Origin of the sequence: Brevundimonas sp. A19_0, assembly GCF_017744255.1 — a bacterium.
GTDB lineage: Bacteria > Pseudomonadota > Alphaproteobacteria > Caulobacterales > Caulobacteraceae > Brevundimonas.
Map to the genome: position 1 here is coordinate 442,593 of NZ_JAGHQP010000001.1, position 12,091 is coordinate 454,683.

19 protein-coding genes are annotated in these 12,091 nt (G+C 67.3%); 9 read left to right on the plus strand and 10 right to left on the minus strand.

From position 1 onward, the window contains the following. The first annotated feature begins 5 nt into the window (after nt 1-5). From fghA to J7346_RS15110, 8 genes are all read left to right on the plus strand, one after another. The gene (gene fghA, locus J7346_RS02115) at nt 6-851 is read left to right on the plus strand and encodes an S-formylglutathione hydrolase (protein ID WP_209117248.1); all 846 of its coding nucleotides are present in this window, start codon (nt 6-8) and stop codon (nt 849-851) included. An 8-nt stretch (nt 852-859) separates the two neighbouring features. Next, on the plus strand, nt 860-1,396 hold the full coding sequence (locus J7346_RS02120) for a hypothetical protein (protein WP_209117250.1): 537 nt from the start codon (nt 860-862) through the stop codon (nt 1,394-1,396). An 11-nt stretch (nt 1,397-1,407) separates the two neighbouring features. Then, nucleotides 1,408-1,632, plus strand: coding sequence for a hypothetical protein (locus J7346_RS02125; RefSeq protein ID WP_209117252.1), 225 nt, complete (start codon nt 1,408-1,410; stop codon nt 1,630-1,632). A gap of 101 nt (nt 1,633-1,733) precedes the next feature. Further along, entirely contained in the window at nt 1,734-2,348 is a 615-nt protein-coding gene (locus tag J7346_RS02130) for a superoxide dismutase (protein ID WP_209117253.1), read from the plus strand. Between the two features lie 62 nt (nt 2,349-2,410). Then, a complete protein-coding gene (locus J7346_RS02135) occupies nt 2,411-3,352 on the plus strand; it encodes an MBL fold metallo-hydrolase (protein ID WP_209117255.1) in 942 nt (313 codons plus the stop codon). Between the two features lie 161 nt (nt 3,353-3,513). Further along, nucleotides 3,514-4,131 carry a 30S ribosomal protein S4 gene (gene rpsD / locus J7346_RS02140; protein ID WP_209117257.1) on the plus strand — a complete coding sequence of 206 codons (618 nt, stop codon included), beginning with the start codon at nt 3,514-3,516 and terminating at the stop codon, nt 4,129-4,131. Nucleotides 4,132-4,347: 216 nt separating this feature from the next. Then, complete coding sequence (locus J7346_RS02145; protein WP_209117259.1) at nt 4,348-4,743, plus strand: hypothetical protein; 396 nt, start codon at nt 4,348-4,350, stop codon at nt 4,741-4,743. Nucleotides 4,744-4,847: 104 nt separating this feature from the next. Next, nucleotides 4,848-4,976, plus strand: coding sequence for a hypothetical protein (locus J7346_RS15110; RefSeq protein ID WP_280636438.1), 129 nt, complete (start codon nt 4,848-4,850; stop codon nt 4,974-4,976). Nucleotide 4,977: 1 nt separating this feature from the next. Here the strand turns inward: J7346_RS15110 and J7346_RS02150 are convergent, their stop codons facing one another. The 9 genes from J7346_RS02150 to map all read right to left on the minus strand — a co-directional run bounded on the left by J7346_RS02150 (nt 4,978) and on the right by map (nt 10,660). Beyond that, nucleotides 4,978-5,397 (minus strand): hypothetical protein, encoded by a 420-nt coding sequence (locus tag J7346_RS02150; protein WP_209117261.1) that lies wholly within the window; start codon nt 5,395-5,397, stop codon nt 4,978-4,980. Between the two features lie 90 nt (nt 5,398-5,487). Beyond that, nucleotides 5,488-5,925: an acyl-CoA thioesterase gene (locus J7346_RS02155; protein ID WP_209117263.1), complete on the minus strand. Its 438-nt coding sequence runs from the start codon at nt 5,923-5,925 to the stop codon at nt 5,488-5,490. Then, the gene (grxD, locus tag J7346_RS02160; protein WP_209117264.1) at nt 5,925-6,278 is read right to left on the minus strand and encodes a Grx4 family monothiol glutaredoxin; all 354 of its coding nucleotides are present in this window, start codon (nt 6,276-6,278) and stop codon (nt 5,925-5,927) included. The genes J7346_RS02155 and grxD overlap by 1 nt, the downstream gene beginning before the upstream one ends. A 70-nt stretch (nt 6,279-6,348) precedes the next feature. Next, nucleotides 6,349-7,263: an aldo/keto reductase gene (locus J7346_RS02165; protein ID WP_209117266.1), complete on the minus strand. Its 915-nt coding sequence runs from the start codon at nt 7,261-7,263 to the stop codon at nt 6,349-6,351. Nucleotides 7,264-7,266: 3 nt separating this feature from the next. Then, nucleotides 7,267-7,509, minus strand: coding sequence for a BolA family transcriptional regulator (locus J7346_RS02170; protein ID WP_209117268.1), 243 nt, complete (start codon nt 7,507-7,509; stop codon nt 7,267-7,269). A gap of 56 nt (nt 7,510-7,565) precedes the next feature. Beyond that, on the minus strand, nt 7,566-8,099 hold the full coding sequence (locus J7346_RS02175; protein WP_209117270.1) for a GNAT family N-acetyltransferase: 534 nt from the start codon (nt 8,097-8,099) through the stop codon (nt 7,566-7,568). After that, entirely contained in the window at nt 8,096-9,076 is a 981-nt protein-coding gene (locus tag J7346_RS02180) for a N(4)-(beta-N-acetylglucosaminyl)-L-asparaginase (RefSeq protein WP_209117272.1), read from the minus strand. Before J7346_RS02180 ends, J7346_RS02175 begins: the two co-directional genes overlap by 4 nt. 2 nt (nt 9,077-9,078) lie before the next feature. Next, the gene (gene radC / locus J7346_RS02185) at nt 9,079-9,807 is read right to left on the minus strand and encodes a DNA repair protein RadC (RefSeq protein WP_209117274.1); all 729 of its coding nucleotides are present in this window, start codon (nt 9,805-9,807) and stop codon (nt 9,079-9,081) included. 31 nt (nt 9,808-9,838) lie between these two features. Beyond that, a complete protein-coding gene (gene map, locus J7346_RS02190) occupies nt 9,839-10,660 on the minus strand; it encodes a type I methionyl aminopeptidase (protein ID WP_209117276.1) in 822 nt (273 codons plus the stop codon). A 162-nt stretch (nt 10,661-10,822) separates the two neighbouring features. On the opposite strand from map, the gene J7346_RS02195 reads away from it, so the two are divergent. Then, nucleotides 10,823-11,590, plus strand: coding sequence for a molybdopterin-binding protein (locus J7346_RS02195; RefSeq protein ID WP_209117278.1), 768 nt, complete (start codon nt 10,823-10,825; stop codon nt 11,588-11,590). Between the two features lie 124 nt (nt 11,591-11,714). On the opposite strand, the gene J7346_RS02200 is transcribed toward J7346_RS02195, so the two are convergent. Beyond that, nucleotides 11,715-12,091 (minus strand): OmpA family protein (locus tag J7346_RS02200; RefSeq protein WP_209117280.1); only part of this gene is annotated, 377 nt, incomplete at its 5' end.

The window sequence follows — 12,091 nt, forward strand, 5'->3', positions numbered from 1 at the left end:
CCGCCGTGGATATCGTCAAGACACACCGCGTCCACGGCGGCACCCTGTCCTATGCGCGGCACGACAGTGCGGCGACCGGCACGGCCATGGCCTTTTCGGTCTTCGTGCCCCCGGGCGACGGCCCCTTCCCCGTGGCCATCTGGCTGTCCGGCCTGACCTGCACCGAGGACAATTTCACCACCAAGGCCGGCGCCTATGAGGCCGCCGCCCGGCTGGGCCTGATCGTGGTGGCGCCCGACACCAGCCCGCGCGGCGAGGGTGTCGCCGACGACGAGGCCTATGACCTGGGGCAGGGTGCGGGCTTCTATGTCGATGCGACCGAGGCGCCCTGGTCGCCGCATTTCTGCATGGAGACCTATGTCGTCCGCGATCTGGTCGAGATGATCGACGCGGAGCTTCCGACCAACGGGCGCCGGGCCATCTTCGGCCACTCCATGGGCGGGCACGGGGCGCTGACGCTGGCGTTGAACCACCCGCACCTGTTCACCTCGGTCTCGGCCTTCGCCCCGATCGCCTCGCCGACCCGCTGCCCCTGGGGCGAGAAGGCGCTGGGCGCCTATCTGGGGTCCAATCCCGACCGCTGGGCCCGGCACGATGCCGCCCTGCTGATCGAGGCGGGCGCGGGCCACGGCCAGTACGACGACATCCTGATCGATCAGGGCGACGCCGATCCCTTCCTCGCCGATCAGCTGAAGCCTGAACTGCTGACCGCCGCAGCAGACCTGGCCGGGCAGAAGCTGACCCTGCGCCTGCAGCCGGGCTATGATCACTCCTACTTCTTCATGGCGAGCTTCATCGACGATCATCTCGCCTTCCATGCGAAGCGGCTCCATGCGTCGGTCGAGAGCTAGGACGAACCATGACCATCAGAGCAACCTCGATCGCTATTGCCGCCTTCGCAATTTTGGGTGCCGGTTGCTCCGGCGGTGAGGATGCTGCTGAAGCCCCCAAGTCTGAAGCCGTTGACACCCCGTTCAGCTCGGAGTTTCCTTATCTTAGCGATCTGACCTTAATGCCTGGTCGCGAAATCCCTCTCAATGTCGATGGCTCACTCCCGGAGGGGGTGGAAACACCGACAGCGATACAGGCCTCGACACTATCCGCCACGCTGAACAACCCTACGGATGAAGCCATCTCGTCGTGGTCTCTGGTGTGTATTTCAGGGCCATCAAGCAATCCCATGACCGAGACCATGCCAACCGCACTGGAAATCCCCGCTCATGGGACTGGCACGTATACCGGGGAGAGGGTGGGGTCCTTGGAGCACCCCCTCCGGTGCGGTCTTCGTCGTCCTTTGACTGACGAAGAGAGGGGAAGGTGGATGCGTCGCGAAGAAGAGTTTGATCCGCCCGCCGGGTATATCGAGGCGCGGATATTGCCCGCGACCCGCGGATGAAGGCCTGATCCATGAGAGAACCCGACCGTGAGGCCATGTTCGCCGAACTGTGCGTGAAGCTGGGCATCTGCCTGCACCCCAAGGGGCAGGCGCGGGTGATCGCCGCCCTGCCGAATGGCTATGATGCCGCCATGCGCGCCGTGTTCGCGGCCGAGGGCACCGACCCCGGTTCGATCCCCGGCGACCTGAAGCGGGCCGTGCGCGACTGTATCAAGGCGCACGCCCCCCTGCCCTGATCCGGCATTTTCGGAACGAATTCGACCTCCGGTCCCTTGGGTTTGTGACGGCCTGACCTATGTGTACGGCCAAGGTTCACCCCAGATCAGGAGCCCGAAACATGGCCTTTACCCTGCCCCCGCTTCCCTACGCCTATGACGCCCTGGAACCGGCCATCGACAAGGAGACGATGACCTTCCACCACGACAAGCACCACCAGGCCTATGTCGACAAGCTGAACGAGGCCGTGGACGGCGACGACAGCCTGAAAGGCAAGTCGCTGGAAGATATGTTCAAGACCATGTCGAAACTGCCCAAGGCCGTCCGCAACAACGGCGGCGGCCACTGGAACCACAGCCTGTTCTGGAAGCTGCTGGCCCCGCAGGATCAGGTCGGCGAGCCCTCGGCCGCGCTCAAGGCTGCGATCGACAGCGACCTCGGCGGCATGGACAAGTTCAAGGAGGCGTTCAACGCCGCCGGCGCCGGCCAGTTCGGCTCGGGCTGGGCCTGGCTGATCGTCCAGAACGGCAAGCTGAAGGTCACCTCGACCCCGAACCAGGACAATCCGCTGATGGACGTCGCCGACGAACAGGGCACCGTGGTGCTGGGCGCCGACGTCTGGGAGCACGCCTATTATCTGAAATACCAGAACCGCCGGGCCGACTATCTGAAGGCCTTCTGGTCGGTGGTAAACTGGAACGAGGTCAACGACCTCTACGCCAAGGCCGTTTCCTAGGCCGCAGCTATCAGCGCCCGCCGGATCGTCCGGCGGGCGCTTTTCCTATGGGGGCATGCACAATGCGACTGACCACTTCTGCCGCTGTGGCGGCGATCCTGATGAGCGCGGGCCTGGGGCTCGCGGCCTGCAATTCCGGGACGGAGCCTGCGGACCGACCGGCCGCCGACAGCCGGGTCGAAAGCGCCGACGTCCACCCGTTCATGATCGGCACACTGGAGGCCTGGGCGCTGCGTGACGGTGGACTGGAAGTGCCGAACGACGGCTCGGTCCTCGCCATGGGTGAGCCCAAGGCCGACGTCGACACCCTGTTGACCTCTGCCGGCGTGCCGACCGATCCGCTCAGCCTGAGCATCCAGCCCATGCTGGTGAAGACCGGGGACCGGGTCGTGTTGTTCGACGCGGGCGCCGGATCGGCCTTCGGTCCCGCCGGCGGCAAGCTGACGGCAAGCCTGGCAACCGCGGGCGTGTCGCCGGAACAGATCACCGACATCCTCATCAGCCATGGCCACGGCGACCACGTGGGCGGCCTGGTCAAGGCGGACGGCACCCTTGCCTATCCGAATGCCACCATCCGCATGACGGCCGAGGAATGGGCTGCCCTGCAGGCCAATGGCGAGATGGCGGGTCTGGTAGCGGCCATCACGCCGAAGGTCGAGACCTTCGCCGACGGTGCCGAGGTGCTGCCCGGCGTCACGGCCGTGCCGGTCGACGGCCATACGCCGGGCCATACGGCCTATGAGATCGTCTCTGGGGACCAGAGCCTGCTCTACATCGGCGACACCGGCCACCATCAGGTGATCTCGGTCCAGCGGCCGGACTGGACCATCCAGTTCGATGGCGATCCCGACACGGCCGAGGCGAGCCGCAAGGCCCTGTGGGAGCGGGCCGCCGATGAGGACCTGCGCCTCTATGCCGTTCACTTCCTCTGGCCGGGCTTGGGCCATGTGCGCCGGCAGGGCGAAACCTTCGTCTGGGCGCCGGAAACGGCCGCTCAGCCCTAGGCATCGGCATTGACTCCGGAGGGCTGGGCCGCCATAAGCCCCGCCTTCACGTCCCGTCGCAAGACCGGGGCGGGGTTAATGACGGACGATGCGTGGACCGCCGTTGAGATCGCATTCCCAATATCGGGGATGCCGGGCCGCATCACGATAGAGAGTGACACATGTCCAAGCGCCACAGCGCCAAGTACAAGATCGACCGCGCCATGGGTGAAAACCTGTGGGGCCGGTCCAAGTCCCCGGTCAACAAGCGTTCGTACGGCCCCGGCCAGCACGGCCAGCGCCGCAAGTCGAAAGTCTCGGACTTCGGCCTGCAGCTGAAGGCCAAGCAGAAGCTGAAGGGCTATTACGGCAACATCACCGAAAAGCAGTTCGCCAAGACCTATGAGGAAGCCGCCCGTCGCAAGGGCAACACCTCGGAGCTGCTGATCGGCCTGCTGGAATCGCGTCTGGACGCCGTCGTCTACCGCGCCAAGTTCGTGCCGACCGTGTGGGCGGCCCGCCAGTTTGTCAGCCACGGCCACGTGACCGTCAACGGCAAGAAGGTCGACATCGGCTCGTACCGCGTGAAGGTCGGCGACGTCGTCGAGGTCAAGGAAAAGTCGCGCAACATGGCGCTGGTCCTCGAGGCCATGCAGTCGTCGGAACGTGACATTCCGGACTATCTGGAAGTCGGCGATCGCGGCTTCTCGGTGCGCTGGGTCCGCGTGCCGGAACTGGCCGATGTGCCGTTCCCGGTGAAGATGGAGCCCAACCTGGTCGTCGAATATTATTCGTCCTGATTGGGGCGCTATGCTCGTGACGCGGTCACTCGCGACTTGAGCGCAAGACCAGCAAATGCGCTCAAGCAGCGAGGTTCCGCGAACCGAGCGGTAGCACAAGAAAGTGGGGCTCCGGAGCGATCCGGAGCCCTTTTTCGTGGATGGCGTCGGGTTCGGGGATGCCAGATGCGGCGAATTGAGGCATTGTTGACGCTCGGGAAGGCGACGGGACCTGCCATGTCGGTACATCGCACATCATTGGCCGCGGGCGGAGCGGCGGTGCTGCTGGCCCTCACCCTCGCGGGGTGCGGAGGCCTGCCCGGCTGGCTGGCGGGACGCCCGGCGGTCGAAGACGGCCCCGGCGTGGTCGAGCCTATCCGCGCCGCGGCGATCGGCCGGGGCACGGTGCTGTTCTGGATCAGCAGCAATGGCTGCACGGAAAAGAGCGACCTGATCCCCGTGGTGCGCCAGACCTATGACGGCGCGCGCGTTACCCTTCGCCGGGTGAGGGACGACGGTTGCACCAATCCCTCGGAAGACGGCGTTGAACTGCGCTGGACCTTCGAGGAAATGGGCCTTGCCCCGGGCACCCGGGTGCAGGTGGCCAACCCCTATCGCCCCGCGCTAGGCTGACGCCGGCCCGGCTCCCCGCCGCATTGAGGATTATTCACGTGCACGCGCCGCCTGTTGGCGCGAAAACAGGCGCGTAACGTCAACATCCTTCGGGGGATACACCTATGCTTCGCCGCCTGACCCTTCTGGCCACCCTCGCCGCCCTGGCTGCGCCCGCCCTTGCTGGCTGCATCATCGTGGCGACCGACAAGCCGGAAACCCAGGTCATCCACACGCCGTCCCAGGACGACTGATCTAGCGGTCGAGCCGCTCCCACGTCTCGACACAGGTCGAAATCCGCTCGGCCGCCTCGGTCGAGCGGTCTTCGGCGACGTGACGGCGGGCCAACGCGGTCTGCTCCGCCTCAAGCGTCGTCACCTCTTCCGGCGGCAGCTCGGCGCGCCAGGCGTCGGTGCCGGCCGACATCTCTACCAGGGTGCGGTTGATTTCCTCGGACCGGGCATCGGCATCGACCGCAGCCGGATCGACCAGGGCCGCCATGATGCGATCGGCAAAGGCCGGGTCACCCTCAAGGATCTGCGCGTTCAGAACGGTGAAATAGGTCGAGCACCCGACGGCGTCGCGCCGTAACGCTTCGGTATTCTGTCCGCCACAGGCCACCGGCCCGGCCAGAACCACCCCTGCAATCACCAGCGTCGGCACGATCCGTCGCATCCAGCACCTCATCCTTCGCCCACCCCCGAGCCCGGGATCGTTCACGGAAAGGCGCGGCGGTTCAAGCCTTTTCGCCCCAAATCGGCACGTTCAGTCCTGCGGCCCTGCCAGGAAGGGCGCGATCATGTCGCCGGCAATCCGGTGGGGGCGCAGGGTCGCCGCGTCCACCAGGCACCATTCGGACACGCCCTGGGCGCACAGCCGGCCCTCGGCGTCCTCGATCCGCACATAGCGATTGAAGCGCGGCCCCTGTGGGTCGCCGACCCAGGTCCGGGCGACGATGCCGGTCGCGCCCGGCTCTATGCCGCGCAGATAGTCGATCTCGTGGCGCAGGGCGACCCACGACCAGCGCTCCCGGGTCCCGGCGTCGAAGCGCGCGTTCCAGTGGGCGGTGCCGGCGTCCTGCAGCCAGCCGACATAGACGACATTGTTGACGTGGCCGTTGGCGTCGATGTGCTCGGGGCGCACCTCGAGCGGCACGACGAACAGCTCGCGATCCTCGCGAGGGATCAGCGGCGCCCGCGCCATCAGGCGTCGGTATCGCCGAGCGGCACGCCCTTTTCGCTCATCAGGGCGGTCAGTTCGCCCGCCTGGAACATCTCGCGGACGATGTCGGAGCCGCCGACGAACTCCCCCTTCACATAGAGCTGGGGGATGGTCGGCCAGTCGGTGAAGGCCTTGATGCCCTCGCGCAGGCCGTCGTCCTGCAGCACGTCCACGCCGACGAACGAGGCACCGACGTGGTCGAGAATCTGGACAGCCTGGGCCGAGAAGCCGCAGCGGGGCTGATCAGGCGTACCCTTCATGAACAGGACCACGGGGTGATCCGCGATGGTCTGGGCGATGAAATCGCGCACGGGGTCGGCAGCGGTGTCGGTCACGGGAGGCCTCTTTTCAGCAGGCTTGTGAGCTAGGAGGCCCGTGCCCCGCGGTCAAGGGCGGCGGGCACCTTCAGGCCGCGGCCATGCCCACCCGAGCCATCTCGATCTGGGCCGACAGACCGGGCGGCAGGTCGCGTTCGGGCACCAGACTCAGCTCATTGATGCGCTCATCGGTCGTGGCCGAGACCATAACGCTGGCGATCGCCGGGTCCACCAGGGCGTGGCTGAGGCAGATCTGCTCGGCCGTCCAGCCGTGTGTGCGGTGCAGGAAGGCGAAGGTGCCGGCGCCCTTGAGGGGGTTATCGGCCTCGCGCGGGCGGCCGAAGCCGAACAGGCCGCGCCGCGGTTCGAGCACAGTCTCGGCCTTCCTGGGCGTATCCAGGCTGTCCGGGAAATAGCCATAGCCGAGTACATCCATGTCCCGCTCACGGGCGTGGCGGATGCGCGACTGGATGCGCCAGTCGGACGTCACGTGGAAGGGCGTGGCCAGCACGTCGAAGGCGCCGGTGGAGACATAGGCGTCCATCACCTCGCTCTCGCCGGCGATGCCCAGCATGCGGATGCGTTCGGTGCTCCGCAGGGCCTTGAGCGTGTGCAGGGTGGACTGGGCCAGTTCATGCTCGTCGGGCTCGTCCAGCAGGGCCACGTCGATATAGCCGAGCCCCGAGACGTGCAGGACCCGGTCGATGGCATGGGTCATGCCCTCGGCGGAAAAGTCGCGTTGCGAGCCGCGACGCCCGTCACCGGTCCCGAGCATGAGGGTGACCGACACCAGATTGCGGTCGACGTGGCCGAGCGCCTGGCCCACCACATCGGCCAGCACGGGGTCGGCGGTTTCCAGCCGGAAGCTGTTGATGCCGGCCTCGAGCCCCGAATAGATCAGCGACTGGGCGGCCTCGAAGCCGCGCGCCAGACCGGCGTGGCCGAGGCTGAGGGTCAGGGACGAGATGGCGCTGCCGGAATGGCCGAACGGACGATAGCGCATGGGTCAGCCCTTTCCTTCCGGAGCGGCGGTCTCGAGCGCGAGAGCGTGCAGTTCACCGCCCATGCGGCCCTTGAGGGCGGCATAGACCATCTGGTGCTGCCTGACCCGGCTGAGACCGGCAAAGGCGCCGGCGACGACGCGGGCGCGATAGTGATCGCCGTCACCCGCCAGATCGACGATCTCGATCTCGGCATCCGGAAAGGCTTCCAGAAGGTGCGATCTCAGACTGTCGGCGGACATGGGCATGGCGGGAACCTGATTCTTTCGCCCCCCACCCATGCCTCATAAACCTTAATGTCCGGCTACGTTCCCCCGCCTGAGACGGACCGGCGCTCCAGCAGGATCACGGGCTCGCCCTTGTAGGTGGTGTCCGTATAGCGGGCGAAGCCGAGGCGGGCCGCCAGCGCCAGCGACGGGCCATTAACGGGGCTGATCATGCAGACCAGGCGGTCGGCCTTGAGATGCCGGCTGGCCCAGGCGACAGCGGCGGTGGCAGCCTCGAACGCCAATCCCTGGCCCTGAAAGACCGGGGACAGGCCCCAGCCCATTTCGATCGCGTCAAACGCCGGGTCGAGGATCCGCTGATAGTTCAGCAGGCCGACGCTGCCGACATAGCGGCCGTCGTCGCGGGTGCGTATCGACCAGTTGCCATAGCCCATGACCTGCCAGTGACCGATATCGCGCAGCAGGCGGAACCAGGCCTCCTCGGCATTCAGGGCCTGCGGGAAGATGTGGCGGAAGAAGCCGGGGTCGGCCAGCAGGGCGCACAGATCCGCATAGTCTCCTTCGGCCACAGGGGTGAGGATCAGGCGGTCGGTCTCGATCACCCGACTCATGAAAACAGGCTGGCCGCCCGGACCAGCCGCGTCTGGCCCGCCGCATCGGTGACCGCATAGGTGAAGCCGGGACGCAGGGCATATCCCCCGGCACGTCCCTGACGGTCCAAAGCAAGCAGGGCCACCTGATGACCGGCAATCTTCTCGCCCCGCAGACGCGCGAGGCGCTCGATCACCCGCTGACAGGCTGCCGAGGGATCAAGGCCCGACCGTATCGCCTCGACCACGGCATGGGCGCCCGAGACGCGCAGGATGTCCTCGCCCACGCCAGTCCCCGTGGCGGCGCCGACCTCGTCATCGACCGACAGGCCGGCACCGGGAATGGGGCTGTCGCCGACCCGGCCGCGCATCTTGAAGGCCATCCCCGAGGTGGTGCAGGCGCCCGCCATCCGCCCCTGAGCATCGATTCCGAGAATGCCGATGGTGTCGTGGTCGGAGGCCCCGCCCGGCCAGTCGGTGTTCTCGCTGTTGGCGCGGGGGGCATAGTCAGAGGTCTCCAGCCAGCGCCGCCAGGCGGCCTCGGACTCAGGCGTGAGGAGTGGCGTCGTGTCGAAGCCTTGCTCCAGGGCAAAGGTGCGGGCCCCCTCGCCCACCAGAATGACATGGGGCGTGGCCTCCATCACCCGGCGGGCGACCGAGACGGCATGGACGATGTCCTCCAGGGCGCAGACCGCGCCCATGTCGCCGCGCCCGTTCATGATGACGGCATCCAGTGTCACATGACCCTCGCGGTCCGGAAAGCCGCCGAGCCCGACCGAGGCATTGGTCTCATCGGCCTCGGCCACCCGGGCCCCGGCCTCGACCATGTCGAGCGCAGAGCCCCCTGCCTGGCGTACAACGTGGCCGGCGGCATTCGCAGGCACGCCGAAATCCCAGGTCGAGACCAGAACGGCAGGGGGCGCATCGTCGCGGGCCAGCGCCGGACCGGCAGCAGCCACGGCGGTTCCGGTCAACAGGGTCCGGCGGGAGAGGTCCATGACTACATCAGTCCCAGTTGCTTGAAGCTGGCCACACCCTTGCGGCCGACGATCAGGTGGTCATGCACGGACACGTCCAGCGCGCGCGCCGCCTCGACCACCTGGCGCGTCATCTCGATGTCCGCGCGGCTGGGGGTGGGATCGCCGGACGGGTGATTGTGCACGATGATCATGGCCTTGGCCGACAGCTCGAGCGCGCGACGCACCACCTCGCGGGGATAGACGGGGGCGTGGTCGACCGTGCCCCGGTTCTGGACCTCGTCGAGGATCAGCTGGTTGCGGTTGTCGAGATAGAGCACGCGAAACTGCTCGCGCGGCTCGTGCTGCAGGCTGAGCCGGACGTAGGACAGCAGGGAGGTCCACGACGAGATGACCGGGCGGGCGGTGGCTTCCTCGCGGGCGACCCGGCGGGCGACTTCGTGCAGGGCGGCGATGTCGAGCGCCGTCTCGGCGCCGATCCCCTTGGTGCGCCCCCGGGTGTCCTCGGCCTTGACCGTCATCAGATCCTCGACCGAGGCGGCCAGCACGGCCGCCAGCGATCCGAAGCGGGCAAGCAAGGCCTTGGCGATCGGCTTGACGTCCCCCTGCGGCTGGCTGCGGAACAGGAACAGCTCGAGCAGCTCATAGTCGGGCAGGTGGTGGATGCCGGCGCCGCGCGCCCGCTCCCTCAGCCGTTCGCGATGACCGGCGTGGTGGGGCGCTTTCGGTTTTTCCGGTGGTTGGTCCAGCATGCCCGTCCCCGTCCTCCGGGGAAGGCTAGCCTCAGAACGTCGGACGGAACAGGCCTGCGGGGCTGGCGGTGAAGATTTCCAGGCCGTCCTCGGTCACGCCGACGCTATGCTCGCACTGGGCCGACAGGGACTTGTCGCGGGTCACCGCCGTCCAGCCGTCGGACAGCACCTTCACCTGCGGCTTGCCCAGATTGACCATGGGCTCGACCGTGAAGAACATGCCCGGCTTGAGCACCGCGCCCTCGCCGCGACGGCCGTAGTGCAGGACATTCGGGCTGTCGTGGAATAGGCGGCCGATGCCATGGCCGCAGAAGTCGCGCACCACGCTCATCCGCTGGTCCTCGACCAGCCGCTGGATGGCATAGCCGATGTCGCCAAAGGTATTGCCCGGCTTGATCTGGGCCAGACCGGCGTCGAGCGAGTCATAAGTGACGTCGATCAGGCGACGGGCGCGGGTGTTGATCTCGCCGACCGCATACATGCGGCTGGAATCGCCGTGCCAGCCGTCGACGATGACGGTGTGGTCGACGTTGACGATATCCCCCTCCTTCAGAACCTTGTCGCCCGGAATGCCGTGGCAGACGACGTGGTTGATTGAGGTGCAGATGGTCTTCTCATAGCCCTTGTAGCCCAGGCAGGCCGGGATGGCGCCGTGGTCCAGGGTGAACTCGCGGATGCGATCGTCCAGTTCGCCGGTGGTGACGCCCGGCTTGACGTATTCGCCGATCATGTCGAGCGCCTCGGCGACCAGACGGCCGGCGGCGCGCATGCCCTCGAACGCGTCCTCGTCGTGGATGCGGATTTCGCTGGTGCGGACGAAAACGTCGCCGTCCATATCCTGGGCTTCATACATGCGGGGTGTCCCGGTAAGTCAGTTGCGGCGCGATGGTCCGACAGGGACCGCGTCATCAGAGAAGAAGGTCACGATGAAGATAGCACGAATGCCCGCCTTGCCGCGACCGGTGCCGGGCCATATCGCCCCTCGCGCGCCCCTCCGCAAGGCGGGGACGCTGTGATGGGCGCGGAGACCTCGCCCACCGCCGCCGTCCTGATCATCGGCGATGAGATCCTGTCCGGCCGGACGGAGGACACAAATCTGAACACCTTGGCCCGGTTTCTGGGCGCCCTCGGGATCGACCTGAAGGAGGCCCGGGTGGTCGGCGACACGCGCTCGCAGATCATTGAGGCCGTCCAGGCGCTGGCCGGCAGCCACGACTATCTGTTCACGACGGGCGGAATCGGCCCCACCCACGACGACATCACCGCCGACTGCGTGGCCGAGGCCATGGGCGTCGCCCTCCCGGAAAATGCCGAGGCCCTCGCTATCCTCGAGCGACGGTACGGCGATGAGCTGAACGACGCCCGGCGCCGCATGGCGCGCATCCCGGAGGGCGGCTCGCTGATCGCCAATCCGGTGACGGATGCCCCGGGCTTCCAGATCGGCAATGTGTTCGTCATGGCCGGTGTGCCCAGGATCATGACCGCCATGCTGGATGATGTGGCGCCTCGCCTGAAGGTCGGGGCGGTGACCCATGCCCGCACCCTGAAGGTGGACGGCGTGGGCGAAGGCGACGTGGCCGACCTGCTGAGCGCAGCGGCCGACACCCACCGCACCCTGAGCTTCGGTAGCTATCCCTTTGGCCACGGGACGGTCGGAGAGTACGGCACCCAGCTGGTGGTACGCGGTCGCGATGCCGCAGCGCTGTCGGCGGCGGTCGAGGCCCTGCGGGAGGCGGTCGAGACCACCCTGGCCGATCGCGGCGTCCGCGTCAGCGAAGTCTAAGCCCCCCCAAAAGCGACACCCCCGCCGTGGAGACCACGACGGGGGTGCGAAGGCGTTGTCCGCCTGAGGGTTTCCGGGGGTCCGGTCTCTCGCGGGGAGAGGCCGGACCGGTCCGGAAGCCGGATCAGGAAGGACGGATGTTGATGGTCGCGCGCCGGTTCAGCGGCTCACGGACACCGTCAGCGGTCGGACGGGCCAGGTCGTTTTCACCACGACCCTCGACCGAGATGGCGCCACCCGAGACACCGCGCGCCACCAGGGCGTCGGCGACCGTGCGGGCCCGGCGGTTCGACAGGCCGACGTTGTAGCTGGCCGAACCCGAGGTGTCGGCGTGACCGACGACCACGACGCGCGCGGCACGACCCGACTGGGCGTACTGGGCGGCCTGGGCGATGACCGACTGGGCTTCCGACGACAGGGCGGTCGAATCCCACTCGAAGTACACCACGAACTCACGCGCCGGCACCGGCGGAGGCGGCGCGTGAGTTCGTGGTGTACTTC

Bases quoted from the DNA above. Each gene is read 5' to 3' on its own strand.
- J7346_RS02120 (WP_209117250.1), top strand. From the start codon at position 860: ATGACCATCAGAGCAACCTCGATCGCTATTGCCGCCTTCGCAATTTTG.
- J7346_RS02125 (WP_209117252.1), top strand. From the start codon at position 1,408: ATGAGAGAACCCGACCGTGAGGCCATGTTCGCCGAACTGTGCGTGAAG.
- J7346_RS02130 (WP_209117253.1), top strand. From the start codon at position 1,734: ATGGCCTTTACCCTGCCCCCGCTTCCCTACGCCTATGACGCCCTGGAA.
- J7346_RS02135 (WP_209117255.1), top strand. From the start codon at position 2,411: ATGCGACTGACCACTTCTGCCGCTGTGGCGGCGATCCTGATGAGCGCG.
- rpsD (WP_209117257.1), top strand. From the start codon at position 3,514: ATGTCCAAGCGCCACAGCGCCAAGTACAAGATCGACCGCGCCATGGGT.
- J7346_RS02145 (WP_209117259.1), top strand. From the start codon at position 4,348: ATGTCGGTACATCGCACATCATTGGCCGCGGGCGGAGCGGCGGTGCTG.
- J7346_RS15110 (WP_280636438.1), top strand. From the start codon at position 4,848: ATGCTTCGCCGCCTGACCCTTCTGGCCACCCTCGCCGCCCTGGCTGCG.
- J7346_RS02150 (WP_209117261.1), bottom strand. From the start codon at position 5,397: ATGCGACGGATCGTGCCGACGCTGGTGATTGCAGGGGTGGTTCTGGCC.
- J7346_RS02155 (WP_209117263.1), bottom strand. From the start codon at position 5,925: ATGGCGCGGGCGCCGCTGATCCCTCGCGAGGATCGCGAGCTGTTCGTC.
- J7346_RS02165 (WP_209117266.1), bottom strand. From the start codon at position 7,263: ATGCGCTATCGTCCGTTCGGCCATTCCGGCAGCGCCATCTCGTCCCTG.
- J7346_RS02170 (WP_209117268.1), bottom strand. From the start codon at position 7,509: ATGCCCATGTCCGCCGACAGTCTGAGATCGCACCTTCTGGAAGCCTTT.
- J7346_RS02175 (WP_209117270.1), bottom strand. From the start codon at position 8,099: ATGAGTCGGGTGATCGAGACCGACCGCCTGATCCTCACCCCTGTGGCC.
- J7346_RS02180 (WP_209117272.1), bottom strand. From the start codon at position 9,076: ATGGACCTCTCCCGCCGGACCCTGTTGACCGGAACCGCCGTGGCTGCT.
- radC (WP_209117274.1), bottom strand. From the start codon at position 9,807: ATGCTGGACCAACCACCGGAAAAACCGAAAGCGCCCCACCACGCCGGT.
- map (WP_209117276.1), bottom strand. From the start codon at position 10,660: ATGTATGAAGCCCAGGATATGGACGGCGACGTTTTCGTCCGCACCAGC.
- J7346_RS02195 (WP_209117278.1), top strand. From the start codon at position 10,823: ATGGGCGCGGAGACCTCGCCCACCGCCGCCGTCCTGATCATCGGCGAT.